We start from the raw sequence: 26,182 nt of genomic DNA on the forward strand, positions 1-26,182 counted from the left end.
TTACGCCGCGTTTGCCCAGGTTTCTCGGGGAATACGGCCCCCGAGTGAGGCAGTTTTGCAACACGCCGTGACAATCAAGCTGACGAAGTTTTATTCGCCTAGCCTTGGTTGGTAAGTCGAATTATGGTCTGCCCACGATAGCGGCTTGCGGTCGTTATGGGCTTTAGCAAGGAAGGAAAATTCAATGCGTCATCTTCTTCTCTCCACGGTCGCTCTTGCGGCTCTGGCGGGCTCGGCCTTCGCCGCCGACCTGCCCTCGCGCAAGGAAGCCCCGGTCTATATCGCGCCGGCTCCCGTCTTCTCCTGGACCGGCTTCTACATCGGCGCCGACATCGGCGGCGAGTTCGGCTCGACCTCGCTCCACAATAGCTGGACCAACTGGAACTCCCACAGCCTCGACACCTCGGGCGTTCTGGGCGGCGGCTACGTCGGCTATAACTACCAGGTCAACCAGAACTTCGTGATCGGCGTTGAAGGCGACTTCCAGGGTTCTTCGGCTTCGAAGTCCTGGTCGTGGGTTGGCAGCAACTTCGCTGGCGACGCCAATGTCTACACCGCCAAGGTTCAGACGAACTGGCTGGCTTCGATCAACGGCCGCCTCGGCGTCGCCTATGACCGCGCCCTGTTCTACGCCATCGGCGGCGCGGCCTGGGCTCAGGGCAGCGCGTCCCTGTCGGGCGCTGCTCCGAGCGGCCTGTTCATCGGTTCGGTCTCCAAGGACGCCAATCTGTCCGGCTTCGACGTCGGTGGCGGCGTGGAATACGCCTTCACCCCGAACTGGGTTGGTCGCGTCGAATATCGTTACTACGACTTCGGCAACTACAACGTGACCCCCTGGGCTGCCGCCTATACCCCCATCCGCTTGCAGACCTCGGTCAACACCGTCCGCGTCGGCCTGGCTTATCTGTTCAGCGCTCCGGCTCCGGTCGTCGCCAAGTACTGAGATCCGTAAGGATCAGGGGTAACCCGATCGAGCCCGGCCAACAGGCCGGGCTCTTTTTTTGCGTTCAAACCGCTTAGCGTTCAAATCCTCGGCGATCAGGCCGTTTTCGCGCGGAAGCCGGTGGCTAGAACATAGAGCTCCGAGGAATCGGCGCGGCTGGCGTTGGGCTTGATATGGCGCACGACGGCATAATCGCGCTTCAGGCGCGCGACCAGCTCTCCTGTTTCTCCGCCCTGGAACAGCTTGCATAAAAAATAGCCGCCCGGCTTCAGCACCTCGCCGGCAAATTCGGCCGCCAGCTCGCCCAGATGCACGATTCGCAGGTGATCGGTTTTCTTGTGGCCGGTGGTGTTGGCCGCCATGTCCGAAATGACGCCATCGGCCTCGCCGCCCAGCATGGTCTTCAGCAGGTCCGGAGCTTCCGGCGCCAGAAAATCCTGCACGGCGAATTCGACGCCAGCGATGGGTTCGATGTCGAGCAGGTCGATCCCGACCACCTTACCATGCCCATGAACCGAGCCGACCTTCTTCGCCGCCGCCTGCGACCAGCCGCCGGGCGCCGCGCCGAGATCGACGATTCGCTGCCCAGGCTGGAGGAGATGGTGCTTTTCATCGATTTCAAGCAGCTTATAGGCGGCTCGCGAGCGCCAGCCTTCGCGCTTGGCGCGCACCACATAGGGATCATTCAGCTGGCGTTGCAGCCAAAGCGTCGAGGAGAGGGTGCGTTTGCGGGCGGTCTTGACCCGCGTCTTGAGTTCACGGCCGCCCGGTCCGCCCGGGCTCTTTGTCGTTTTCACGTTACACCGACCTTTTGCGCGAGATCGCCATCCCGTAGCCGCAAAAGCTCCGGATGAACAGGGCCTTGAGCGTGTTTGGCTATCGCGGTTGGACAAATGATCGGAGCAAGGATCTAAACCGCGCTCTTTGGAATTGGCGCCAGATCCCTTCGCGGCCCGCTTGTCCGGCCCGCATTCATTCCGGTTTTGGGCTGTTCGCGTCGCTCGAGATCACGAGTTCGCCGAATTTCAGCATGGCGATCCGTACTTCGCGCCAAAGGCATATGAATGCGTGCGAGAACAGACCGAACGCCAGCAGGAACAACAGGGCCGATCCCCATTCATGCGTCATGCCGAAAAAGGTATCGAGAAAGACGACCAGAACCACGGCCGCAATGGCCAGGGCCGAGCCAATGGTGGAACGGATGGCGCGATAGATGAGACGCGCCCGGGCCAGCAGCCGCGCAGCGTCCTGCCGGCTTTCGGGCGTCGAGCGATCGCTGTCGAGCGCGCGGAACTGGTCGAGAATTCGCCACAGCCGGTTCATCAGGACGGAAAGCACCGCGGCGCATGCCGATAGAAGAAAGGCCGGCGCCAGCGCCTGCGCCGCGATAGGCGCGAAGCGCATGCGCTCGAAACTTTGGAAGGTCTCTACCAATCGTTCCGTAATCGCCGCGTCCATGGCGTCTCTCGGCCCTGCCCGCGCGTGGCGCGCGCCGGCTTCCTCTTATTGCGCCTGACGCGCGATAATGACGATCGGCGCCGCGACGACGGCGAAGGGCAATGAAATCACCGTCTTGACCACGTCGGGGGCGCCATTCACGGGATTGACTTCGTCAATCGTTTCCTTCTTCCCGACGCCCTGCGCAAGCACTTCCTTGAGTTGCGGCGCCATTTGGGCGAGTTCCGCGAATTTGTCGTGGTTAAACGAGTCCTGGCCCTTCAAATCGCTGAGATCGACCACAACCGCGCCAAATTTCGTCAAGTCGGCGGCGTTCTTGTAATCGCCCAAGCGCTGTTCGTTGCCGGCAATCAGCCTCGACGCCGCCAGCGCGCGGTCGTCACGCGAAAGGACGACCAGGAACGGCTTTTTCGGCACGCCAATCCGGCGCATCTGCGAGCGGAAAACGTCGATGTCTATATCCGGCGACGCTAGAACGATTGTGCCCAGCTTCGGCGCAACATTCTTGGCCGCTCCGGAAATTCTGATGCCGCGGAAAGCTTCGACGGTTACCCAATTGCCCATCGAATGCGCGATAATATTGATGTGTTCCGCATTGCTGTGGGCGAGCACGTCCAGAAGATGCTCAAGACCGTCACGCGCGGCGGTCGCGCTGTTCTGATCGTAAACATAGCCGAGCAATTCGCCACGCGAAGCCCAGCTAAAATAGACCGGCACGCCCTGGGCGTTGGCGTCGTGCGCGACCTGGGTGAGACGGTAAAGGCCCTCTGGAAACAGCGTGTTATAGCCATGGATGAACAGCATCACGCTTCGATGGCCGGGCGGGCGCTGCGCAAGCTGCTGGTTGAGAGTGGCGATGAACTGCTTTTCGCTGTCGAGATAGATCGATTCACGGGTCACGAAATCGGTCTGCGGATTTCCAGGCGGCTGGGACGGCCATTGGATCCGGCTCGGAACATGGGTCGGCGGCACGCTGACGACCGCCTGCGCGAAGTCCAGCTCGCGGGCGCGCTCGCCGCTGAACATGGCGCCGGGGACCGCCGAGCGCGTGCGGGTGGTGGCGATCAGAATTGTGTGTTCGGTCGCGCCGGGCGCCGCGCCCGATACGGGAACCATCGCATTGACGCCGGGGCGCGAACAGGCCGCGAGCATCGCGGGGAGCAGCATGAGCAGGAAGAGGGCGCGGACCCTGCTCCATGCGCCCGGAACGGGGGTGCGATCGAGACGAAGAGCGATGGTCGGTCGACGCAAAACCTGTTCCTTCCGATGGCGAAATTCGAGTGGGCGCCTGCCCGCGCGGCTATGCCGCAAAGGTCGAAGCGGGGACCGTACACGAAATTGTGATCGGAGGCCAAGCAGTTAGCGAAAGCGGCGAAGGACGAGGCCTCTCCCTGCCCCGCGCGATCCTGCGCCGGCGCGGACTTGCAATACAAGATCGCATATTATCCAGAACTATTTGAAAATAATTCAAATTAAAGAAAATAGAGATCCGGCGCCGACCGCAAGAGGTCGGGCCGGCTCCGCGCGGGGGCGCGCGCCGGCTGTGTTGCTCCGGCGCCGCAATGCTCTGCTATTTTTTAAACTTGCGCGTGAACATGTCGATCGCCGTGACGGCTTCCGACGTGTCGGACCACATCTCAGCTTTGTCTTCCGTCTTGAATTCCTTGCCGAGATCGACCGGAGCCTCGGCTTCGGGCAGGTGCAGGAAGCACGCCCATTTGCCATTGTCCTTTTGCTCGATCGTCACCTTGCTTTCAGCCATCATGCCCTCCGACTTTGAATTGTTCGCGACGCGGTTTGTCTGCTTCCCGTCTCGCAGACTCCCGCATCGCGCGGAGAGCAATCCCCGCGCCAGCGGTCGAGCTGGAATGTGTATCGATTTCCCGGGGATGAAACCTAGGCTTCCATCGGATAGCCGGCGTCGCGCCAGGCCTTGACGCCCCCGTCGAGGGCGGCCACCCGACCATAGCCAAGCTCGCGCAAGGTGGCTGCGGCGAGGGTCGAGATCTTGCCGAATTCGCAGGAGGTCACCACCCTCACGGTGGGATCGGGCAATTCGACATTGACCCGCAGCTCCAGCTGGCCGCGCGGAAGATGTTTGGCGCCCGGGATGTGCCCGGTCTGGAACGCGTCACGCTCGCGCAGGTCGAGCACGACCAGATCGCGGCTGTTGCCGCCGATCCGCGCATTGAGTTCGGCCAGCGATATGAACGGCACCTTCGCGCCCGCCTCCGCCAGCAGTTGCGCGACGGATTTGCCGCCGCTCATATTGGTGCGCAGCGCCTCGGTGAGGTGCGTCGGCGCCGCGAGGTCGAGCTTTTCCATCATCTCGACGAAAGCGGCGCGCTCCTTCTTCTGCAGCCGTGGATTTTGCTCGATTTCGGCGCCGATGGTCGAATGGCCGAGGTCCTTATAGTCATGCGCCGGATAGACGAGGGTTTCCGGCGGCAAGGTCAGCACTTTTTGGAACAGGCTGTCGTACAGCGCGTAGGGATCGCCGGTCGGCAGATCGGTCCGGCCCGTTCCGCCGATGAGCAGCGTGTCGCCGGTGAAGACGCGGTCCGGCAAGACCAGGCACAGGGAATCCCGCGTGTGACCGGGCGTATGCAGTGCCTTCAGCCGCAACTCGCCCACGATCAGCATGTCGCCGTCGTCAAGCCGCAGGTCGGCGTAAGGCGCGGGGCTCAGCCTGTGCATGACGACAGGCGCCGACAGCGTCTTGCGCAGTTCGCGGCTGGCCGAGAAATGGTCCGCATGGGTGTGGGTGTCGATAATATAGCGGAGATGCAGGCCGTGTTGAGCGGCATAGCCGATGTAACAATCGATACGCGAGATTTCGGGGTCGATCACCGCCGCCGCGCGGGTCGTTTCGCATCCGACAATATAGGATTTGCAGCCGCCGGCGGCGAAGGTTTCGAAAATCATCCACCCCTCCTTCCGCCGCGACGCAGCCATTCACGCGTGCGGGCGCGATCAATCCTTCGGCTGCGCGACCACGCGCAGATAGGGTTTCACGGTCGTCCAGCCGCCGGGATATTTCGCCCTGGCTTGCTCGTCGGATACCGAGGTCGGGATGATGACGTCCTGTCCCGGCTTCCAGTTGACTGGCGTCGCCACCGCATGTTTCGCCGTCAGCTGGCAGGACTCCAGCAGCCGAAGCACCTCGTCGAAATTGCGGCCCGTGCTCATCGGATAGGTCAGCATTGCCTTGATCTTCTTGTCCGGACCGATGACGAAAACAGAGCGCACTGTGGCGTTGTCGGCGGCAGTGCGCCCTTCCGAACTTGTCCCCGCCCCTTCGGGCAGCATGTCATAGGCCATGGCGACCTTGAGCTCGGGATCGCCGATCATCGGATAGGTGACCGCGTGGCCCTGGGTCTCCTCGATGTCCTTCGCCCAGCGGGCGTGGTTGTCGATGGGGTCGACGCTGAGCCCGATGATCTTGGTGTTGCGCTTGTCGAATTCCGGCTTCAGCCCGGCCATATAGCCGAGTTCGGTGGTGCAGACCGGGGTGAAGTCTTTTGGGTGGGAGAACAGGATCACCCAACTTTCGCCGATCCAGTCGTGAAAACTGATCGGCCCTTGCGTGGTTTCCGCGGTGAAATTCGGAGCTTCGGAATTGATTCTCAGGGACATCGGCTTGCCTCCGCCTCTCACCCTTTGCGCTGTGATCCGCCAATGGTAAACGCCAGGGAGCGAAGGCCTAACCGACGCTTGCTCAAAATGGTTCCCCGGCGGAAGCCCAATATTTCGGCCGCCGCCCCGCGCCCACGCCCATTTGACGAAACGGGGATCGAAACGAGCCCTGCTTAAGCCGTCCCGGCGTCGATCGCATCGCGGAAGGCCATCGCCTCCTGCTCCACGCGCACGGCGTCCATCACCGGCACCACCGGGCGCGCCTCGAATACGAAGGACGGCAGCATGGAGCAGAATTTGTGCACGGTCAGCGGATCGTCGCAGTCCACCAGCATATAGCCGCCCCAGTCGCCAACGCGGATGACGAACACCTCGATCTTGAAATTGGCGGGCGCTTGCCATTGCAGGAAAACCTCCAGAATACGCTTCTGGGCATTCTCGTAATCCGCCGGCGATCCCTGCGGGCGCTCGTTCCAGGTGATCATATATTTCATCGTCCCCACCTCCCCTTTGCCAGGCATTGCGCCCGGGCGTCCGCCAGCACGACGTAATCGCCGGCCGGGCCGACGCTGAGGTCGGTGATTTTTCGCGGCGTCACAGCGATCGAACCTCTAACCGAGCAGCGCCGGCGATAGTTCCGCGAGTTTGAGAACAGGCGCCGGACGCTGGCCCATGTTTAGGCGGCCCCCAGTTCGGGAGGCCAGTCAGCGGCGAGAAATTGGTAAGGTTAATGTCGGGCTTATAGAAGTGATTGCGAATCCAAACAGCCTTCTTGCGCAATGCCGTCAACGTTTAACGCCGAAATTTACGTTTCGTAATGAGGTTACGTTTGTAACTAGTGACGGAAGTCATTGATGGGTTGCTTCAGAATTATAGGGTCGGCGCCATGCAGGTTTACGTCGTCAACAATCTTGTCCTCGCCGCCCGCCGGCTACCGAGCGAAAAACGCGGCAGCGTCGCGATATATTTCTCCCTCGCGCTATTCCCGATCCTCATGATGACGGGCGCCGCCATTGATTACGGGCGGGCTTTATCCGCGAAAGCGCGTCTGCAAAGCGCTGTGGACGCCGCCTCTGTCGCCGTCGCGCAATCCTCGGTTCAATCTCCGGCCTTCACGCAGGCCCAGCGGCTGGCCTTGGCGCAAGCTACATTCAACGCCGCTCTGGGACCAACGGCGAACAGCCTCAATGTGACGACCGTCGGGGAATCGGATCCGACGAGCGCAAAGGCCTATTACGAAGTCACGGCGAGCACTTCCCTCCCCACGGCCGTTATGAACATCGCCCAGATAAATTCGGTGCCGATTAGTGTGAAATCTGGCGGCGCGATCAAGAATGCCCCGGTCGGTCCCGGCAGCGGTTGCGTGCTTTCGCTCGACAATTCCGCCGTTGACGCCTTCTGGGACAATGGCAACGCGACCGTGACCCTCTCCAGCTGCGATATCTATGACAATTCCTCCAACAGCGCGGCCCTCGCCGTCGGCGGTAGCGCAACGCTTGTCGCAAGGACGATCAACGTGACCGGGGGCGTGTCGGGAGCGTCAAAAATCACCACGACAGCTACGAAACCGGACGGGTCCAAGGCAATCTACATGGGCGCGGCGCGCACTCCCGATCCCTATGCCAATGTCGTAATTCCGGCCTATCTCGGCTGCGACCATACAAATTATTCGACCGGCACGAATGCTGCGCTGACCCCGGGCGTGTATTGCGGCGGAATACAAATCAATTCGAGCGCTGTGGTCACGATGGCGCCTGGCCTGTACATCATCGACCGCGGCTCCTTCACGGTTAACGGACAGGCCAGCCTGTCCAGCATTACCGTTGGCGGGATGAGCGGCGTCACGATCGTGTTCACGTCCAGCACAAATTCGAATTGGCCGACGGTCACATTCAATGGCGGAGGAACCATCAATCTGATCGCGCCGACGGCGGCCGATATCGCCAAGGGCAATAACGGGCTGAACGGCATCCTTTTCTATGGAGACCGTAATATGCCGGTTGGACTCAACTACAAGATCAATGGCGGTTCGACCCAGGTCTTGACCGGGGCGATTTATCTTCCGGAGGCCGCCGTATTCTATGCGGGCAATACGAGCGCGAACAACTGTCTCCAGCGGATTGGCGACACCGTCACGTTCACCGGCAACAGCAATATCGCCATAAGTGGCTGTGGCATGTACAGCCTCGCCGGCTTTGGCGCGTCCTCGAACACGACCCAATATGTTTCGCTGGTCGAGTAGCTCAGCGCGACACTATCGGAACGATAATCGCCGACCGATGCCAGCCGCGCCAGCAATGCCGAATTGAGGGGCCGCCGCCCCTCACTCCCACTCGATCGTGCCGGGCGGCTTCGACGTCACGTCATAGACAACGCGATTGACGCCCTTGACCTCGTTGATGATGCGGGTCGCGGCGCGGCCGAGGAAATTCATGTCATAGGGGAAGAAGTCCGCCGTCATGCCGTCGACTGAGGTCACGGCGCGCAGCGCGCAGACATGGTCATAAGTGCGGCCGTCGCCCATCACGCCAACGGTGCGCACCGGCAGCAGCACCGCGAAGGCCTGCCAGATCTTGTCGTAAAGCCCGGCCTTGCGGATTTCGTCGAGATAGACGGCGTCGGCCTTGCGCAGGATGTCGAGCTTTTCGCGGGTGACGCCGCCTGGGCAGCGAATGGCGAGGCCGGGACCCGGGAATGGATGGCGGCCGACGAAAGCTTCCGGCAGGCCGAGTTCGCGCCCCAGGACGCGCACTTCGTCCTTGAACAATTCGCGCAGTGGCTCGACCAGCTTCATGTTCATGCGCGCGGGCAGACCGCCGACATTGTGATGGCTCTTGATCGTCACCGAGGGGCCACCGGTGAAGGACACGCTCTCGATCACGTCCGGATATAACGTGCCTTGCGCCAAAAATTCCGGCGCGCCGCGCCCGTCCTCGGCGATCTTCTTCGCCTCGGCTTCAAAGGTCTCGATGAACAGCCGCCCGATGGTCTTGCGCTTGGTTTCGGGATCAGCTTCCCCTTCCAACGCGCCGATGAACAGGTCCTGCGCCTGAACATGCACCAGGGGGATATTGTAATGGTCGCGGAATAGCGTCACGACCTCCTCGGCCTCGCCCATGCGCAACAGGCCGTGATCGACAAAGACGCAGGTGAGCCGGTCGCCGATCGCCTCATGGATCAGCACGGCGGCCACGGCGGAATCGACGCCGCCGGAGAGGCCGCACAAAACCCTGCCCTGCCCCACCTGATCGCGGATCGCCTTGATCGCTTCGCCGCGAAAGGCCGCCATGGTCCAGTCGGATTTCAGGCCCGCGACCTTATGGACGAAATTGGCGAGCAGCGCCGCGCCGTCCGGCGTATGGACGACTTCGGGATGGAACTGGGTGGTGAAAATCTTGCGCTTTTCGTCCGAGGCGACGGCGAAGGGCGCGTTCTCGCTCAGCGCCTTGACGGTGAAGCCCTCCGGCAGGCTGGTGACGCGGTCGCCGTGGCTCATCCAGACCTGATAGGCGCCGCCGATTTCCCAGACGCCGTCGAACAAGGCGCTCGGCTCGACGATCTCGACGTTGGCGCGGCCGAATTCTGCGGGATGGCCGCCTTCAACCGCACCGCCAAGTTGGGCGGCGATGGTCTGCTGGCCATAGCAGATGGCGAGAATGGGCAGGCCGGAATCGAAAATCTTCTGCGGCGCGCGGGGCGAGCCGGGTTCGGTGACGGAGGCCGGGCCGCCGGAAAGAATCACGGCTTTCGGCCGGATCGCGTCGAAAACCCTCTCCGCCGACTGGAACGGCGCGATCTCGCAATAGACGCCCGCCTCGCGCACGCGGCGCGCGATGAGCTGCGTCACTTGCGAACCGAAATCGACAATGAGAACCTTGTCGTGATGCTGGCGGATTTCGTCGTGCAGAAGCGTCATGGAATGGGTCCCGTCGAGAGGTTCCGATTAAGCCAAGCGTGTCGCCGAAGCAAGGCGCGGCTTCCTGCGCGAAATTGGAAGGCGTTCGCCTCGGGCGCCCGCGGGAATATTTTTTCGATTTTCGTCCCGTTCGACGCCAATTTTTTGAAAAATTAGGCGTTTCTCCTGATGACAAGGCCAAAAGCTTCGACTAACGTAGCCCCGCACTCCAAAGGAGGCCATGGCCGAGAAACGGCCTGCATGCTGTCCAAGTCGTGGGAGGACGTTTCGCATCGGACGTTGCGCCAAAAGGCGCTGGGGAGATGAGCTGCATAGCTTTTTCGATGCGGAACAGGACAAGTGAGGCGGAGCGGAAAGACTCGATAGTCTTTCCGCTCATTCTTTTTTCAGACCCTCGACGCGCTTTTTTCAGACCCTTGACGTGCTATTTCAGGCTGCGGCGTCCGGCTCGCCGCCGCGCTCCCAATCGGCCTTCACCTGAAGCTGGTAATCGTCAAAGCGCCCCTCCGCGATTGCCGTTCGAGCGCCGGCCATCAGCTCCTGATAATAGGCCAGGTTGACCCAAGTCAGCAGCATCATGCCCAGGATTTCCTGACAGCGCACGAGGTGATGCAGATAGGCGCGGGAATAGTCCCGCGCCGCCGGACAGGCGGAATGGGGATCGAGCGGACGCGAATCGTCGGCGTGACGGGCGTTGCGCAGATTGATCTTGCCCCAGCGCGTATAGGCGAGGCCGTGACGCCCGGCCCGGGTCGGCATGACGCAATCGAACATATCGATCCCGCGCGCCACCGATTCGATCAGATCGTCGGGCGAGCCGACGCCCATCAGATAATGCGGCTTGTGTTCGGGCAGATGGGGCATGACCGTCTCGATCATCGCCAGCATGACCGCCTGAGGTTCGCCCACGGCGAGGCCGCCAATGGCGAGGCCGTGGAAATCCATCTCCGCCAAAGCCCGCGCGCTCTCCACGCGCAGGGATCGCTCCGCCCCGCCCTGCACGATGCCGAAACAGGCGTGGCCGGGCTGTTCGCCAAAGGCCTTGCGCGAGCGTTCGGCCCAGCGCAGCGACAGACGCATGGCGCGTTCGGCCTCCTCTAACGAACAGGGCAGCTTCACGCATTCGTCGAACTGCATCTGGATGTCCGAGCCGAGCAGACGCTGGATTTCCATCGAGCGTTCCGGCGTCAGCACATGTTTCGCGCCGTCAATATGGGACTGGAAGGTGACGCCATTCTCGTCCAGCTTGCGCAGCTTGGCCAGCGACATGACCTGAAAGCCGCCGCTGTCGGTCAGAATCGGATGCGGCCAGTTCATGAACTTGTGCAGGCCGCCGAGCGAAGCGACCCGCTCCGCTCCGGGGCGCAGCATCAGGTGATAGGTGTTGCCGAGCACGATATCGGCGCCCAGCGCCCGCACCTGATCGGGATACATGGCCTTGACCGTCGCCGCAGTGCCAACCGGCATGAAGGCCGGCGTGCGGATATTTCCGCGCGGCGTAGAAATTTCGCCCTGGCGGGCGCCGCCGTCCCGGGCGATGAGCCGGTAGCCGAAAGTGTCGGTCATGAGATCCTCAGGCGAGCGCGGCGCGGGCGGCGCGTTCGGTATCCGCGAGTCGGGAAAAGACGATGATCGCGAAGGCCCTTTTGTCGAGATTGTAGATTTCAAGATCGCGGGTTTCGCGCTCCAGAAATTCCCACGCCTCCGCATAAGGCGCCAGCGCGCGCGGGCCAAGCCCCGGATTTCGCCGCAGGGCGGCGGCGAGCCAGTCGAAACACGACCGCAGAAAGGCGTCGAACTCCACTTCGCCCTCGCGTCCGGTGACGGCGTCGGCAATGCGATAGGCGGAACGCCAGTTGATCTGCGGCAGCTTGCCCAGAAGCTGCTCCATCAAGCCCTCCACGACGCCATCGCCCGCCGCGAGCAGGCGCAAGGCTTCGTGGGCAGAGCCGTCTGCGCGGGCGCAGGCGCGGCCCAGCGCGTCGCCGGGCGCGGGCAGGTCCGCCGCGTCGGCTGCGGCGCGAACCGCAGCCGACAGCGCCGGAGGCTCAAGCCGTTGCAGCATCAGCATGCGGCACCGCGAACGGATGGTCGGCAGAAGGCGCCCCGGCTGGTGGGCGACCAGCAGGAACAGGCTGCGCGGCGGCGGCTCCTCGATCAGCTTGAGCAAGGCGTTGGCGCTGCTGACGTTGAGGTCGTCGGCGCTGTCGATCAGCGCCATGCGCCAGCCGCCCTCGCCCGCCGCCTGTTCGAATTTATGCAGCGCGCGGCGCACATCGTCCACGGTAATGCGCGTCGCGAATTTCTTGTTCTTCTCGACCCATTCCCGCCTGAGCAGCGCAAGATCGCCATAGGCCAGCGCCGAAATTTTCCGCGCGGCCGGGTGGCGCGGGTCGACTGCGAGATTTTTGGCCTGCTGGACGGCAAGCGCCGTCGAATCGGGATGGGCGGCGACGAAACGGGCCATGCGCCAGGCGAGCGTAGCCTTGCCGATTCCCGGCGGCCCGCCGATGATCCAGGCCTGCGGCATCCGCCCGGCCCGATAGGCTTCGAGAAATTCGCTCTCGGCATGTTCGTGCCCAAACAGCTGAAACGTGTCGCGCGGATGCGGCGCCGGCGCGAAACGGTCACTTTCCGGCAGGCCGTCCTCGCCGGCTTTCACGCCCATTGCTTCTGGTCCGAGGCGAGCTGAGGCCATTGCGCGACGCAGGCGGTCCAGATCGCGCGGGCGACATCCTCTTCGGGCTGCGCGGCGTCGATCACCCGGCAACGCTCCGGCTCGGCGCGCGCGATTTCGAGGAATTTCTCGCGCAATTGCCTGTGAAAGCTCAGATCCTCACCTTCGAAACGATCGACGGCGCCCTGCCCGCGCCGCAGACGCGCCCGCTCCATGCCGGCCTCGGGCGCAAGGTCGAGGATGAAGGTGAGATCGGGCCGGACCCCGGCGAGCGTGACCCTTTCGAGCGTCGCCAGCATATTGTCTTCCACGCCGCCGCGCGCGCCCTGATAGGCGCGGGTCGAATCCGCGAAACGGTCGCACAGCACGAAGGCACCGCGCGCAAGCGCCGGACGGATAAGGCGGTCGATATGGTCGATCCGCGCGGCGGAAAACAACAGAGCCTCGCCCACGTCGCCGAAATCGCGCGCCTTGCCCGCGAGAATCGCCGAACGCAGTTTTTCGGCGAAAGGCGTGCCGCCCGGCTCGCGGGTGACGACGACCTCCGGCGCATGTTTGCGCAAGGTTGCGGCGAGGCGGCGAATCTGGGTTGATTTGCCGGCGCCTTCGCCGCCCTCGAAAGTGATGAATCGTCCGTGGCGCAAGGGCGCTCCGTTTCAAAAATCGGGCTGAAATTCATGCGCCGCCATGCGACAGCCAAGGCTTACAGTCTTAACGCGAAAATGCGGCTGTTCAAGGCTGCTGCGCCTGCGTGGCTGGCGGCTTCTTCTCGATCGAGCGCATGGCGGTCGCCAGCCCCTTGTGGAACAGTTGCAGACCAAGCTCCATGGCGGCGTCGCGGGCGCGCTGGGCCAGCGGCCCCTGCTCCACGGCCTCGGCCGTTTTCAATGGCGCGTCGAGGGCGAGGCTCGTCCCGCGATAGATCTTCAGCCGCGCCACGGTTTGGCCCGCCGCGACCGGCGCGATCAGCGGTCCGACATAGACGATCTTGCCCGTAAGCTTCTCTGGCGAGCCGCGCGGAATCATCAGGCGAATGGTCGTGTCCGAGACGAGCGGGACTTCCGTCTTCACCCCGCCATAGACCTTGGCTTCGCCCACCGTCTCATTGGCTTCGAACAGGTTCTTGGCCTCAAAGCCACGGAAGCCCCAGTTGAACAATCGCCGCGCCTCCTCGGCGCGGTCCTTGGCGGTCTTGGAGCCGAGCACGACCACAATCAGCCGCTGGCCGCCGAAGACGGCGGAGCCGACGAGGTTATACTCGCCGTCCCTCTCGTTGCCGACCTTGAGGCCGTCGCCATTGACGTCCATGAACAGGATCGGATTGCGGCTGAGCTGCCGGATCTTGCTCCAGGTGAACTCTTTCTCGCCGAAATAATGATAATATTCCGGATAGGTCTTGATGATGTGTTCGGCGAGCGTCGCCATGTCGCGGGCCGTCACCTGCTGAGCCGGATTGGCGCCGCCCCAGGAATCGGTGAAATGCGATTTGGTCATGCCGATTTCGGCAGCGCGGACATTCATCATCGCCGCGAAACTCTCTTCCGAACCGCCCAAGCCTTCGGCCAAAGCGATGGCGGAATCATTGCCCGACTGAACGATCAGGCCGCGCAACAGGTCCTCGACCCGGACGTTGGTATTGACTCGGGCGAACATAGACCCGCCGCTCTGCCCCGTCTTCCACGCTTTCTCGGAAATGTAGAAGGGCGTGTCGAGCGTGATCGAGCCCTTTTTCAGGTCGCGCAACACCATTTCTGCCGTCATCAGCTTGACGAGCGAGGCAGGCGGGGTCTGGTCGTCAGCGCCTTTCTCGAACAGAACAGTTCGGGTGCCGGCGTCCATCACCACCGCGTGCGGCGCGGTCGTTGTAATATTTTGCGCGCGAGCGCCAGAGGCCGTCAAAGCGGCGATCAGGGGCAAAGCGAGCAGAAGCCGGAAGAAAAAAGGCAAGGGACGTGACGGCACGAACGCCTCTTCGCTGCGCGAGCCGAAATGGCTCAAGTGAGTTCGGCGGCGTCTTCCCGGGAGGAGCTTGAACCTGGGTGTGAGCCGCATCTCACCGAGAGATAAGCTTTTTCAGCGCGCGACGCCAGCGCCGCCGTGCAATTCAGACTATTGAGATCAGCGCCGAGCAACCGAAACGGGAACATCCGCGCCGGGAATGGTTCCCAGATCGAAGGGCCGCTGCGGCGGAAGCGGCGGATTTTTGGGCAAAGGCGCCGAGGGGCCAGCCGTGTCGGCAAGGGCAAGGCGCTGCGGCGGCTCGGGCGGCAGCGGCGGCTCGGCGGCGGCCTCGATCGCGCGCTGACGCGGCGGCGCGGAACTGCGCTGCGCATAGGCTTCGGGCGTCGATTCGAGCGCCATGCGCTGTCCTTCGCGATCCGGCGCGACTGCAGGCGGCAGTTCCCGCTGATCGGCGACGCGCGTCGGCGAATAGGCGAAATCGCCGAGCTGGGCGGGTTGGCCGTCGACGCGAAGGGTCGCAAGCAATTTGCGGTCGTCGGAGCCCGACAGCGCGGCGCGGCCGACATATTCTACCTTGACCTTGGCGGTCCCGATAGACTTGTACTCCAGCGCCTCCGCCGCCTTGGCGGAAAGATCCATGACGCGGCCGCCGTGATAGGGGCCGCGATCATTGACGCGGACGATGATCGAGCGCTGGTTGCGCAAATTGGTTACGCGCGCATAGCTCGGCAGCGGCATGGTCGGATGCGCGGCGGAGATGGAGAAACGGTCATAGACCTCGCCATTGGCGGTGCGGCGCCCGTGGAAGGCGTCGCCATACCAGGAGGCCAGGCCGACCGCGGAATATTTCCGCTCGCTCGGCACATAGGTCTTGCCGGCGACGGTATAGGCGTTGCCGACCAGATATTGGCCGCCGCCCTTGGGAACGGCCTCGCCGTCGGCGACGACGCGCTGGCTGGCGCGGCCATAAATGCTCTCGGGAAAATATTCCTTGCCGTGATGGCGGGCGACCTGCTGCGGGGCCTGCGCGCAGCCCGCCATGGCGACCACGCCGGCGAGAGCAATGACGGAGCCGGCCTTGGCGGCGATTTCGCGGCGAGCCGCCGCGAGGAGGGCCAGGGAATGTTCGAAGGAGCGGGCGGACGTGCTGGTCACGGGCCAATAATCCTGTTTTCGGCGGGGCCGGCTATGCCCTCTCGGGCGATGCGGCGAGCGCGCGTCGAAGCGGAAGTTGTTTTGGCGAAAGAAAACATCATTCGCCACATTGCGCCGGGAAAATTGCCAAAAGGTTGAGTCAAATAGTTAACCCTTCGCTAGCCGTGACGGCGCGCATGCGCCCCGCACTTGCCGTGAAGCGACCGCCTGAACGGATCATATCACGGAAATGTGAACGCCTGTTCAGATTGGCTCCGACATTTTGGCGGAAATGGGGCAGCGTAGCGGAAGGCGATCCAACCGCCCTGGACTCAGGCCTGCTTGCGCCAGCCGCCCTCCTCCGTCTCCTGCCAATAGGAGAGCGTGGCGCCGCCGTCGCGCAGGATCTTCCATTGCGCGCGGGCGGCGGCGAGGGCTTCGTCGTCCCGCCCATCGAACAGCAAGATCAGGCGCTGGTAATCGGCGTTCAGAAAAGGCGCGGCCTCGGCGCCCTCGATCAGGAAGCGGATCTGAGCGCCATTGGGGTTATCCTGGCCACAGCTGAGCCAGACGGACTGCAATTCGGGGTCGCCATCGGCCTGCGCGCCATGCGGAAGGAAGGATTCCTCGTCATAGGTCCAGAGCAGATCGTCGATCGCGGCGAGAAATTCAGGACTCCGGCCCTGGACAACCGCCCGCCAGCCGCGCTTCAGCGCAAGCTCGACAAGGACCGGCAGGGCCTGATCGAGCGTGCGCTTTTGCAATTGGTAAAACCAGAATTCGGCCATCAGCCTTCGTAATAGTCCTTCACCAGACGGTCGAGCAGACGGACGCCCCAGCCCGAGCCCCAGCTCTGGTTGAGATCGCCGGCCGGCGACGACATGGCGGTTCCCGCGATATCGAGATGGGCCCAGGGCGTGTCATTGACGAAACGCTGAAGGAATTGCGCCGCCGAGATCGAGCCGGCGTGACGCCCGCCCGTATTCTTGATGTCGGCGAATTTCGATTCGATCATTTTTTCATAGGCCGGCCCCATCGGCATGCGCCAGACCTTTTCGCCGGTCTGCGTTCCGGCTTCGGTCAGGCGCTGGGCGAGTTCGTCATTATTGCTGAACAGGCCGGCATATTCCTGGCCCAGCGCGACGAGAATGGCGCCGGTGAGCGTGGCGAGATCGACGATGAAAGCCGGCTTGAAGGCGCTCTGGACATGCCAAAGCACGTCGGCGAGGACCAGCCGCCCTTCCGCGTCGGTATTGATGATTTCTATGGTCGTGCCGGACATGGCCGCGACAATGTCGCCGGGGCGCTGCGCGGCTCCGTCGGGCATATTCTCGACGAGGCCGATGGCGCCGATCGCATTGACCGCCGCCTTGCGCGAGGCGAGCGCGTACAACAGGCCGGTGACGCAGGCGGCGCCGCCCATGTCGCCCTTCATGTCCTCCATGCCAGCGCCGGGCTTCAGCGAAACGCCGCCCGAATCGAAGCAGACGCCCTTGCCGACGAAGGCCACGGGCTGGGCGTCCTTCGCCCCGCCATTCCAGCGCATGATGACGACGCGGCTCGGTCGCTTGGAGCCCTGCCCCACGCCGAGCAAGGCGCGCATGCCAAGCGCCTCCAGCGCCGGAACGTCAAGGATTTCAACTTCAACGCCAAGCTTTTCCAGCTCCTTCGCCTTGTCGGCGAAGCTTTCGGGATAAAGCAGGTTCGGCGGCAGGTTGACGAGCGTCCGGGCAAGATCGACGCCGTCGGCCAGACCCGAGACTTTGGCGATGGCGTCGGCGATCGGGGCCGCTTCCGCGCCGGCGATGCGGAAATCGACCGGGCCGCCGTTTTCCGGCTCGTCTTTGACAGCCTTTTTGGTCTTGAACTGGTCGAATTTATAGGAGCGCAGTCGCAGGCCGAGCGCGAAATCGCTCGCCGCAGTTGCGAAATCTTCCGGCGGCGTGGCGAAATCGAACAGGATGCGGGCGTTCTTCGCCTTGCCGAGCTTGGCCGCGACCAGGCCGCCGAGACGCAGATAATCGGTCTTGCCGCCCTCCTTGTCCGGCGCCGTTCCCAGCACCAGCAGCCTTTGCGCTTCAAGGCCGGCGGGCGCGAGAAGATCGAGCGCCGAGCCGATCTTGCCCTTGAAGGACGAAATTTCGGCGGCGCGAGGAATCACGCCCGCGGCCACGCCCAAGGCGGCGGAGGTCGCCGCGCCAAGGCCGAGCGCCCCATCGGCGAAAGCCACGAGAACATAGCCGGCGGACGCGGGCGCGGGGGCCAGGGCCTCGGCGATCGTCAGGGCGCCGAGGGTAACGGAGTCGGACATTGGTACCTCTTGCAAAAATTCTGGATTCGTCTCGCCGGATGCTTGTGAGAGACGTCCTGGCGGCGCCTCGCGTAAGGCCGGAGCGGACGGGAGTCGTCCCACTATGCGACGCCCCGGCGAAGGGGGTCAATGCGCGCTGTTTTCAAAATGTCACGGCGGGACACAAAGATCGTCCTGCCCGGCCGCAAACGGGGCGCGGACGCGGCCGTGGCCACGGAAACGCCATTGTGCCCGGAATAATGCTCCCTCGTCGCGCCGGCTGATTTGGTCGAGGGATTTTCTGACGCCGCTTTGCGGTGCAGCACGATTTGATTTATGCAAGGCGCGCGAAGGGAAATGAAGCCGGAATGTTGCTGGTCGAACGCTATATTCTCAGAATCGCCGGCTCGGCTTTCCTGGTCGGACTCGGTGTTCTGACGGCAGTCATCTGGCTGACGCAGGCTATGCGCGATTTCGACCTGATGACCACCAAGGGCCAGTCGCTGATCGTGTTCTTTCACGTCACGGGCTTGATCATACCTTCGCTGGTGATGGTGATCTCGCCGATCGCTCTGTTCATCGCGACGCTCTTCACTCTCAACCGGCTCAATGGCGACAGCGAGCTGGTCGTGACGGCCTCGGCGGGCTTCTCGCCCTTCCAGCTGTTTCGCCCCTTCGCCGTGCTGATCATGGCGGTCTCGCTTTTTTCGGGGCTGATGTCGCTCTGGGCGATGCCCGCGAGCTTCCGCGCCCTGCGCGACGCGATTACCGAAGTTCAATCCGATTTTCTGACCCGAATCGTGCGACCCGGAACTTTCAACAATTTGGAGCCGGGGCTCTATTTCCATTATCGGGAGCGCGGACCCGGCGGCGCCCTGCTGGGCATTTTCATGCTCGACCGGCGCGAGGAAGGGCAAAACAATGTCTATCTCGCCGAAACCGGAATCGCCTCCAAGGTTGAAGACCAGAATTATCTTGTCCTGGAGACCGGGACGATCCAGCGCCAGGACAAGGGTGCGGAAACGCCGGCCATGATCGTGTTCGATTCCTATGCGCTCGACCTGAGCCATTTCGGCCCGCGCGCGACGGGCGCGCCCCTGCGCCCGCGCGAGCGCGCAACCCTGGATCTGCTCAGGTACGATCTGTCGGATGCTTATGTGAAAGAAAACGAAGGCCGCTTCCGCGCCGAACTCCACGAACGCTTCATCGCGCCTCTTTACGCCGTCGCGATGGGGATGATCGCCTTCGCCGCTTTGGGCGCGCCGAGGACCACACGCCAGAATCGAGGCCTTGCGATCGCGGCTGCGGTCGGCGCCACGCTTTTATTGCGCGTCGGCGGATTCGGCGCCTCGGCGATGATGGCGCGCGGCGCGATGGGGGTTGTGGCCGCCTACGCCCTGCCGCTGCTCGCCAGCGCGCTCGCGGCGCTTTATGCGTTCCGGTTCGCTCTGGATCGTCCCTTCAGGCGCGTGCGCGCCGTTTTTGCGGCGGCCTGAATGATCGGACCAACTCTCGGCCTTTATCTGGGGTCACGCTTCGTCAAGAGCGTCGCTGTGGTCTTCTTCACGATTTTCGGCCTGATTTATATGGTCGATTTCGTCGAAATGCTGCGCCGGACCAGCGACAACCCCAAGGCGGGCGCGGCGCTCGTCGCGTGGCTTTCCCTGCTGCATACGCCGGCTGTTTCGGAACAGATCCTGCCTTTCGCGGTTCTGTTCGGCGCCATGGCCTCGTTCATAACCCTCACCCGAAAGCTTGAGTTGGTGGTGGCGCGCGCGGCTGGCGTCTCGGTCTGGCAATTCCTGACGCCGCCGGTGGTGGCGGCCCTGCTCATCGGCCTGTTCGCCGTCGGCGTCTATAACCCGCTGTCCGCGGTGATGAAGCAGAAGGCCGACGAGATCGAGACGGGAATTTTCAAGAATAAATATCTCGCCAACATCACCGCCATGTGGATTCGCCAGAGAAGCGTCGACGGCCAGTCGATTCTTCGTGCGGAGACATCGTCCAATTCCGGCCTGCGCCTGGCCGGCGTCTCCGCATTTGTCTTTGATTCCAATGGAAAATTTTTGGAACGGGTCGACGCCGACAGCGCCGCGATGGGCGAAAGGGAATGGACGCTTAACAATGTCATCATTACCGCGCCGGGCGTTGAGCCGCGGAGAGCGGATGTTTACCATCTTGCGACTAATCTGCTCCCCAGTCAGGTGATGCAGAGTTTCGTATCGCCCGAATCGGTGCCCTTCTGGTCGCTCCCCCACGTGGTGGACGACACGGAGGACGCCGGTCTCGATGCAATGGGGTATCGTTTGCGTTTCCAGTCCCTTCTCGCCTTGCCGGCAATGCTTGTCGCCATGGTGTTGATCGCCGCGTCCTTTTCGCTCAAGCTCTCGCGCATGGGCGGCGTCGGCGTTCTTGTTTTGGGTGGCGTCGGCGCGGGCTTCGTGCTTTATGTCGCTACGAAACTCGTTTCCGATCTTGGCGGAGCCGGGGTGCTCAGCACGCCCGTCGCCGCATGGTCGCCTGCGGTCGTGGCGAATATGTTGGGCGCGTTGACACTCCTGAATCGAGAGGACGGCTGATGGCGATGCGCTTCCTCCGCCGCCTGAGCCGTCGCATTTTTTGCCGCAGCAGCGCCCTGCCCGCCGCCCGTCCGCGCCATTTCGCCGCCGTCGCGATGGGCCTGGCCGCTGGCCTCGCCCTGCTCGCCTGCCTCGGCGAAGCGCGCGCGCAGACCCTCAATGACCGTTTCGCCGGCGCGACCGGCAAGAAAGGCCCGATGGTCGTTGAGGCCAATAGCGTGGTCTATAATGATCAGGCCCATTCGGTCACGGCGGAGGGCGACGCCCAGATTTATTATCAGGGCAAGGTGCTGGAAGCCGACCGGGTCACCTATTTCAAGGACACCGGACGCGTCCTGGCCGAGGGCTCGGTCAAGCTCACCGAGCCGGAGGGCGCGGTCACCCATGCCGACAAAATGGAGCTGACCGGCGACTTCAAGCAGGGCTTCGTCGATTCCGTCCGCGCCGACACCAAGGAGCGCACTCATATCAGCGCGTCGCGTTCCGAAAAGATCGACAGCGATACGACGGTCTTCCACAAGGGCACCTATACTGCCTGCCCGAGCTGCGCCGAACATCCCGAGCGCGCGCCGATCTGGCGTCTGCGCGCGCAGAAGGTCATCCACAAGAACAACGAGCAGATGCTCTATTACGAAGGCGCGACCTTCGAGCTTTACGGTCTGCCGATCGCCTATTTCCCTTTCCTGTCGATGGCTGACCCGAGCGTGACGCGCCAGTCCGGCTTCCTCCCGCCGAGAGTTTTCTACAAGTCGACCCTCGGCATGGGCGCCGGCACGCCCTATTTCTGGGTGCTCTCGCCGAATATGGACGTGACGCTGACGCCGGCCTATCTGTCGCGCCAGGGCTTCCTCGGCGAAATCGAATTCCGTCATCGGCTGGAAAACGGCTATTATTACATTCAGGCGAGCGGAATTCATCAGCAGGACGATTCCGCCTTCGCCGCCCAGCCGTGGGGTTCGGGCAACCAGACCAATCGTGGCGAAATCACCTCGCAGGGCGCGATTTGGCTGAGCCAGAACTGGAAGTTTGGCTGGGACGTGGCGCGCGTTTCGGACAAGTGGTTCCTGAACGATTACGGCTTGCCCAATCCAGTGCTGAACGGCAATTTCTTCCGTGAAACCTCATCGACTGTCTATCTGAACGGCCAGGGCGACCGCGGCTATTTCGACCTGCGCGGCATTTCCTTCCAGGGCATGGCGAATTTCGACTACCAGCCCCAACTCGCCGCCGTCTGGCCAATCCTGGACTATAACAAGGCCATCGACATCGCCCCAGAAAAGACCTTTGGGATCGGCGGCCAGATCACGATCGACGCGAACTTCACCAGTTCCTCGGCGTCCTTGGCGTCTTATCAGCAGGTCGGCGCCATCTCGCTCGACGATCAATATGGCCTGCATCCGGTCTGCGTGAATCCGTTGACCGGCAAGTCGGATTACACCCCGGGGTCGTGCCTCGTGCGCGGCATCGGCGGCAGCTACACCAGCGGCACGATCCAGCTGTCGTGGCAGCGTAAATATATCGATCCGCTGGGCGAGGTGATCACGCCTTTCGCTTTCATGCGCGCCAATGGCAATTATCTGAGCTACGATACCTCCGGTTCGGCGACCTTCGGCACGGACACCATCGCCAATTCCTATCAGAGCAATTTCTTCACCCACAACAACCAGCTCATGGGATCCGTCACGCCGGGCGTCGGCGTCGACTGGCGCTATCCCATTCTGGCGCGCACGCCAATCGGCGCGCTGGTCATAGAACCCATCGGTCAGATCATCGCCCGTCCAAACACCCAGATTTCGAACACAATCGTCAATATGGACGCCCAGAGTCTGGTGTTCGACGATTCGAACCTGTTCGAATGGAACAAATATTCCGGTTACGACCGTTTCGAGACCGGCGTTCGGGCCAATTACGGCGCTCAGTTCACGCTCGACATGAACAAGAACGGCTATCTGAACGCCATGTTCGGCCAGTCGGCGCAGCTCGCGGGAACGAATTCCTACGCCACGCCCGACGCCGCCAATATCGGCCTCGAATCAGGCCTCAATACACGCATGTCGGACTATGTCGGGCGCGTGACCTATACGCCGAACACCAACTATACTTTCGTCGCGAAGGCGCGTTTCAACGAGGCCAACTGGTCGCTCGATCGTCTCGACGTCGGAGGCCACGCTCATTACGGCCCGCTGGATCTCAGTGCGCAATTCGCCAATTACACGCAGCAGCCACAGATTGGCTATATCTACCGGCGCGAAGGTTTGCAGCTCGCGACGCGTTATGACGTGCTGGAGCATTATTTCGTCTCTGGCAGCATCAATTTCGATCTGAGCCGCCATTATTATTATCCGGCCTACCTACCCACGCAGCAGCCGATCTACTCGATCGCGACCTGGGGCCTTGGCATGGGCTATAATGACGACTGCACAAAATTGATGATCAATTACATCAATCAAATCTCGGATAATTACGGCAATCCGCCCGTCTACACCCGCAACCAGACTGTGCTACTCACCCTCGATTTGCGCACGCTCGGCGACATCAAGGCGCCGATCTCCCTGTCGCCGTCGCAAATTCAGGACGGCCAGCGCTACAACTGATTTTGCCAAATTGCCGCGCGCCTCGTCCCGATCTGGCGAAGCGCGCGGAAAAACTGTATGGCTCAGCTTCCTCGCATCGAATTGCTGCCGCAATTTTCGGAAATGGGAGGAGGCGCAATTCTCGTGGCGCGCGCGGTAGCCTTGTTGGGCTCTGCGCGAGGCGTCGACGCAAACTGGCTGAAACGGATCGCAGGAATGAAAAAAAGGGATAACCGGTTCTGGGCCGAAAATTGGCGCGCATTCGCTTTGGCCTTGCTGGCCATTTTGGCGATCTGTCCGGCGCAGGCCGTCCGCGCCCAGACGATCGTCGCCAGCGTCAACGGCGATCCCATCACCTCGCTTGACATCTCCGAGCGCGAAAAGCTGCTCCGCGCGATCGGCCAGCCGTCGTCACCCTCTGCCGCACTCGAAAGCCTCATCGAATCCCGTGTCAAGGCGAGCGAGATCAACAAATATGGCATCAAGGTCTCGCCGAACGAATTCGGGCCGACTCTCAATTATTACGCCGAAAAGGGCCATATGACGGTCGCCGCCCTGTCGCAGCGGGTTTCGGCGGCCCATATCGACCCGAAACATGTCGAGAATTTTTTCGCGATTCAGCAGGCGTTCACCCTTTACGCCCGGGCGCGCAATCGCGCCGTTGAGGTCAGCCAGCAGGACGTCGACGCCGAGGTCGGGCGCGATAAAAAACTCGCCAATGAGCAGTCCTTCACACTGCGCCAGGTGGTTCTGATCCTGTCGACGACAGCAAGCGAGGCTGCTTTGCAGGACGCCGCAAAGAAGATGGAAGGCCTGCGCGCCCGCTTCACGAGTTGCGATACGGGCGTGAAAGCCGCGACGGAAAGCGGTCAGTTCGTCGTCCGCGAGCCCATCACGCGAAGCTCATCTCAGCTTGGCGAGCAATTGGTCGCCCTTCTCGACAAGACGCCTGTCGGCCACCTGACCCCTCCAAGCCGCGATTCGACAGGTCTGGTTGCGATCGCCATCTGCGCGCGCAAGGCGGCTGGCGCCGACGCCGCGAAAGAAGTCGCCCAGCAAAAGCTGTTGCAGCGCATCGTCGAGGGTCAAGCGCAAAAGATCTATGAAGAGTTGCGCTCCCATGCGGTGATCGTCAAGAAAGGGCAATGAGCGCGCTTCCGCCGCTTTGCCTGACCCAGGGCGACCCTTCCGGAATCGGGCCGGACATCACTTTGGCGCTCTATCGCCAAAGGCGGGAAAGCGGCGAGCCCTTCTTCGTTCTCGCGGATCCGGACTTGCTTCGCCGCCGCGCGGAACTGCTTGGGTTGGCGATTGAAATCGCCGAAGCGACGCCCGAGCAGGCTCATTCGGTTTTTACCTCGGCGCTGCCGGTCGCGCCGCTCAAGGCTCCGGTCAAGGGCTCGCCGGGCCAGCCCGACCCGTCCGACGCGCCTGCCGTCATCGAGGCGATCTCGCGCGCGGTCGCTTTGGTCCGCGACGGCCGCGCCAGCGCCATCGTCACCAATCCCATCGCCAAATCTGTGCTGTATCGCGCAGGCTTCGCGCATCCTGGCCACACCGAATATCTCGGCGAACTGGCGCGTGAGCATTGGGGCGTCCCCTGCCGCCCGGTCATGATGCTGTGGTCGCGCGATCTCGTGGTCGTTCCGGCCACCATTCATGTCCCGCTGGCGCGCGTTCCCAACCTGCTCAAGACGGAGGAGCTCGTCGAGATCGGCGCGATCGTGATCGAAGCCTGCAAGCGCGATTTCGGCATTGCGCGGCCCCGGCTGGTTTTTGCCGGCCTCAATCCGCACGCCGGCGAGGATGGCGCCATTGGCCGCGAAGACATTGAAATCATCGCGCCCGCCGTTGCGCGCCTCGCGGCGCAGGGCCACGACGTTCGCGGACCGCTGCCCGCCGATACGATGTTTCACGCCGCCGCGCGCGCCACCTATGACGTCGCCATCTGCGCCTATCACGATCAGGCGCTCATCCCTCTGAAAACGCTAGCCTTCGACAGCGGCGTCAACGTGACCCTGGGCCTGCCCTTCATCCGCACCTCGCCCGATCACGGCACAGCCTTCGATATCGCGGGGACCGGCGCGGCGCGGCCGACCAGCCTCGCGGAGGCGGTGGCGCTTGCGGGCCGCATGGCGCGGGCGCGCGCATGAGCGATTCCCTGCCGCCCCTGCGCGAGGTCGTCGCCAAGCATGGCCTCGCGGCGAAGAAATCGCTCGGCCAGAACTTCCTGTTCGATCTCAATCTCACCGGCAAGATCGCCCGAGCCGCCGGACCGCTGGAAGGGGCGACCGTGCTCGAGATCGGACCGGGGCCCGGCGGCCTGACCCGCGCGTTGCTCGCCAATGGCGCTAAAAAGGTCATCGCGGTGGAGCGCGACGAACGCTGTCTCGCCGCGCTGGAGGAGATCGCAGGAGCCTACCCCGGCCGTCTCGAGATTGTTCCGGGCGACGCGCTGGCGCTCGACTATCCAGCCTTTCTCGCCCAACGTGGCATTGCCGGCAAGATCCGGATCTGCGCAAACCTGCCCTATAATATCGGCACGCAATTGCTGGCGGGCTGGCTTTCCGCCGAGCCCTGGCCGCCCTTTTACGAGCGCATGGTGCTGATGTTCCAGCGCGAGGTCGCCGAGCGCATCGTGGCGACGCCGCGCGAGCGGGCCGACTATGGCCGGCTTGGCGTGCTTGCCGGCTGGCGCAGCGCGTCGCGCATCCTGTTCGACGTGCCGCCCTCGGCCTTCACGCCGCCGCCCAAGATCGTTTCAAGCGTCGTCGAATTGCGCCCGCGTGCCGAACCGATCCCCTGCGACGCCAAGGCGCTGGAAATGGTCACGCTCGCCGCCTTCGGGCAAAGACGAAAGATGTTGCGCCAGTCGCTGAAAAGCTTGCCGGGAATCGGCGATCCGGCGCCCTTGCTGGAAGAGGCCGCGATCGAGCCGACCCGCAGGGCCGAGGAGATCGAGGTGGCGGGCTTCTGCGCCCTCGCCCGCGCCTATGCGGCGCGACGCGGCTAGG

General features: G+C 62.9%; 23 protein-coding genes. 8 read left to right on the forward strand and 15 right to left on the reverse strand.

Going from position 1 to position 26,182, the window contains the following annotated elements; all coding sequences use genetic code 11:
* The first annotated feature begins 184 nt into the window (after window positions 1-184).
* Window positions 185-943 carry an outer membrane beta-barrel protein gene (locus tag QZ409_RS17685; protein ID WP_296713906.1) on the forward strand — a complete coding sequence of 253 codons (759 nt, stop codon included), beginning with the start codon at window positions 185-187 and terminating at the stop codon, window positions 941-943.
* A 95-nt stretch (window positions 944-1,038) separates the two neighbouring features.
* Here QZ409_RS17685 and QZ409_RS17690 read toward each other — a convergent pair whose 3' ends face one another.
* The 7 genes from QZ409_RS17690 to QZ409_RS17720 all read right to left on the reverse strand — a co-directional run bounded on the left by QZ409_RS17690 (window position 1,039) and on the right by QZ409_RS17720 (window position 6,531).
* Window positions 1,039-1,740: an RlmE family RNA methyltransferase gene (locus QZ409_RS17690; RefSeq protein WP_296713909.1), complete on the reverse strand. Its 702-nt coding sequence runs from the start codon at window positions 1,738-1,740 to the stop codon at window positions 1,039-1,041.
* A 175-nt stretch (window positions 1,741-1,915) separates the two neighbouring features.
* Window positions 1,916-2,401: a DUF2721 domain-containing protein gene (locus tag QZ409_RS17695; protein WP_296713911.1), complete on the reverse strand. Its 486-nt coding sequence runs from the start codon at window positions 2,399-2,401 to the stop codon at window positions 1,916-1,918.
* 45 nt (window positions 2,402-2,446) lie between these two features.
* Window positions 2,447-3,652 (reverse strand): alpha/beta hydrolase, encoded by a 1,206-nt coding sequence (locus QZ409_RS17700; protein ID WP_296713913.1) that lies wholly within the window; start codon window positions 3,650-3,652, stop codon window positions 2,447-2,449.
* Window positions 3,653-3,971: 319 nt separating this feature from the next.
* Entirely contained in the window at window positions 3,972-4,163 is a 192-nt protein-coding gene (locus QZ409_RS17705; RefSeq protein ID WP_283364964.1) for a hypothetical protein, read from the reverse strand.
* A gap of 134 nt (window positions 4,164-4,297) precedes the next feature.
* A complete protein-coding gene (locus QZ409_RS17710; protein WP_296713917.1) occupies window positions 4,298-5,326 on the reverse strand; it encodes an MBL fold metallo-hydrolase in 1,029 nt (342 codons plus the stop codon).
* Window positions 5,327-5,374: 48 nt separating this feature from the next.
* Window positions 5,375-6,037, reverse strand: a complete 663-nt coding sequence (locus QZ409_RS17715) for a peroxiredoxin (RefSeq protein WP_296713918.1) — start codon at window positions 6,035-6,037, stop codon at window positions 5,375-5,377.
* 173 nt (window positions 6,038-6,210) lie between these two features.
* Window positions 6,211-6,531: a DUF3303 family protein gene (locus tag QZ409_RS17720; RefSeq protein WP_296713922.1), complete on the reverse strand. Its 321-nt coding sequence runs from the start codon at window positions 6,529-6,531 to the stop codon at window positions 6,211-6,213.
* A gap of 392 nt (window positions 6,532-6,923) precedes the next feature.
* On the opposite strand from QZ409_RS17720, the gene QZ409_RS17725 reads away from it, so the two are divergent.
* On the forward strand, window positions 6,924-8,279 hold the full coding sequence (locus tag QZ409_RS17725; protein ID WP_296713924.1) for a pilus assembly protein TadG-related protein: 1,356 nt from the start codon (window positions 6,924-6,926) through the stop codon (window positions 8,277-8,279).
* 81 nt (window positions 8,280-8,360) lie between these two features.
* Here QZ409_RS17725 and guaA read toward each other — a convergent pair whose 3' ends face one another.
* The 8 genes from guaA to QZ409_RS17765 form a co-directional block, all read right to left on the reverse strand.
* On the reverse strand, window positions 8,361-9,953 hold the full coding sequence (guaA, locus tag QZ409_RS17730) for a glutamine-hydrolyzing GMP synthase (RefSeq protein WP_296713926.1): 1,593 nt from the start codon (window positions 9,951-9,953) through the stop codon (window positions 8,361-8,363).
* A gap of 429 nt (window positions 9,954-10,382) precedes the next feature.
* Complete coding sequence (gene tgt, locus QZ409_RS17735) at window positions 10,383-11,519, reverse strand: tRNA guanosine(34) transglycosylase Tgt (protein ID WP_296713928.1); 1,137 nt, start codon at window positions 11,517-11,519, stop codon at window positions 10,383-10,385.
* 7 nt (window positions 11,520-11,526) lie between these two features.
* Window positions 11,527-12,621 carry a DNA polymerase III subunit delta' gene (locus QZ409_RS17740; RefSeq protein ID WP_296713930.1) on the reverse strand — a complete coding sequence of 365 codons (1,095 nt, stop codon included), beginning with the start codon at window positions 12,619-12,621 and terminating at the stop codon, window positions 11,527-11,529.
* Entirely contained in the window at window positions 12,612-13,274 is a 663-nt protein-coding gene (tmk, locus tag QZ409_RS17745; RefSeq protein WP_296713933.1) for a dTMP kinase, read from the reverse strand. The genes QZ409_RS17740 and tmk overlap by 10 nt, the downstream gene beginning before the upstream one ends.
* A gap of 88 nt (window positions 13,275-13,362) precedes the next feature.
* A complete protein-coding gene (locus QZ409_RS17750; protein WP_296713934.1) occupies window positions 13,363-14,592 on the reverse strand; it encodes a D-alanyl-D-alanine carboxypeptidase family protein in 1,230 nt (409 codons plus the stop codon).
* 156 nt (window positions 14,593-14,748) lie between these two features.
* Window positions 14,749-15,747: a septal ring lytic transglycosylase RlpA family protein gene (locus QZ409_RS17755; RefSeq protein ID WP_342394856.1), complete on the reverse strand. Its 999-nt coding sequence runs from the start codon at window positions 15,745-15,747 to the stop codon at window positions 14,749-14,751.
* 311 nt (window positions 15,748-16,058) lie between these two features.
* The gene (locus QZ409_RS17760) at window positions 16,059-16,514 is read right to left on the reverse strand and encodes a DNA polymerase III subunit chi (RefSeq protein ID WP_296713935.1); all 456 of its coding nucleotides are present in this window, start codon (window positions 16,512-16,514) and stop codon (window positions 16,059-16,061) included.
* The gene (locus tag QZ409_RS17765) at window positions 16,514-18,037 is read right to left on the reverse strand and encodes a leucyl aminopeptidase (protein ID WP_296713938.1); all 1,524 of its coding nucleotides are present in this window, start codon (window positions 18,035-18,037) and stop codon (window positions 16,514-16,516) included. The genes QZ409_RS17760 and QZ409_RS17765 overlap by 1 nt, the downstream gene beginning before the upstream one ends.
* Window positions 18,038-18,384: 347 nt before the next feature.
* On the opposite strand from QZ409_RS17765, the gene lptF reads away from it, so the two are divergent.
* The 6 genes from lptF to rsmA all read left to right on the forward strand — a co-directional run bounded on the left by lptF (window position 18,385) and on the right by rsmA (window position 26,181).
* Entirely contained in the window at window positions 18,385-19,512 is a 1,128-nt protein-coding gene (gene lptF, locus QZ409_RS17770) for an LPS export ABC transporter permease LptF (RefSeq protein WP_296713939.1), read from the forward strand.
* Window positions 19,513-20,595 (forward strand): LPS export ABC transporter permease LptG, encoded by a 1,083-nt coding sequence (lptG, locus tag QZ409_RS17775; protein ID WP_296713941.1) that lies wholly within the window; start codon window positions 19,513-19,515, stop codon window positions 20,593-20,595.
* The gene (gene lptD, locus QZ409_RS17780; protein WP_296713943.1) at window positions 20,595-23,189 is read left to right on the forward strand and encodes an LPS assembly protein LptD; all 2,595 of its coding nucleotides are present in this window, start codon (window positions 20,595-20,597) and stop codon (window positions 23,187-23,189) included. Before lptG ends, lptD begins: the two co-directional genes overlap by 1 nt.
* 195 nt (window positions 23,190-23,384) lie before the next feature.
* Entirely contained in the window at window positions 23,385-24,317 is a 933-nt protein-coding gene (locus QZ409_RS17785) for a hypothetical protein (protein WP_296713945.1), read from the forward strand.
* On the forward strand, window positions 24,314-25,321 hold the full coding sequence (pdxA, locus tag QZ409_RS17790; RefSeq protein WP_296713947.1) for a 4-hydroxythreonine-4-phosphate dehydrogenase PdxA: 1,008 nt from the start codon (window positions 24,314-24,316) through the stop codon (window positions 25,319-25,321). Before QZ409_RS17785 ends, pdxA begins: the two co-directional genes overlap by 4 nt.
* Window positions 25,318-26,181: a 16S rRNA (adenine(1518)-N(6)/adenine(1519)-N(6))-dimethyltransferase RsmA gene (gene rsmA, locus QZ409_RS17795; RefSeq protein WP_296713949.1), complete on the forward strand. Its 864-nt coding sequence runs from the start codon at window positions 25,318-25,320 to the stop codon at window positions 26,179-26,181. The genes pdxA and rsmA overlap by 4 nt, the downstream gene beginning before the upstream one ends.
* Window position 26,182 lies beyond the last annotated feature (1 nt).

The organism is Rhodoblastus sp. (assembly GCF_019449565.1).
Classification (GTDB): Bacteria; Pseudomonadota; Alphaproteobacteria; order Rhizobiales; family Beijerinckiaceae; genus Rhodoblastus.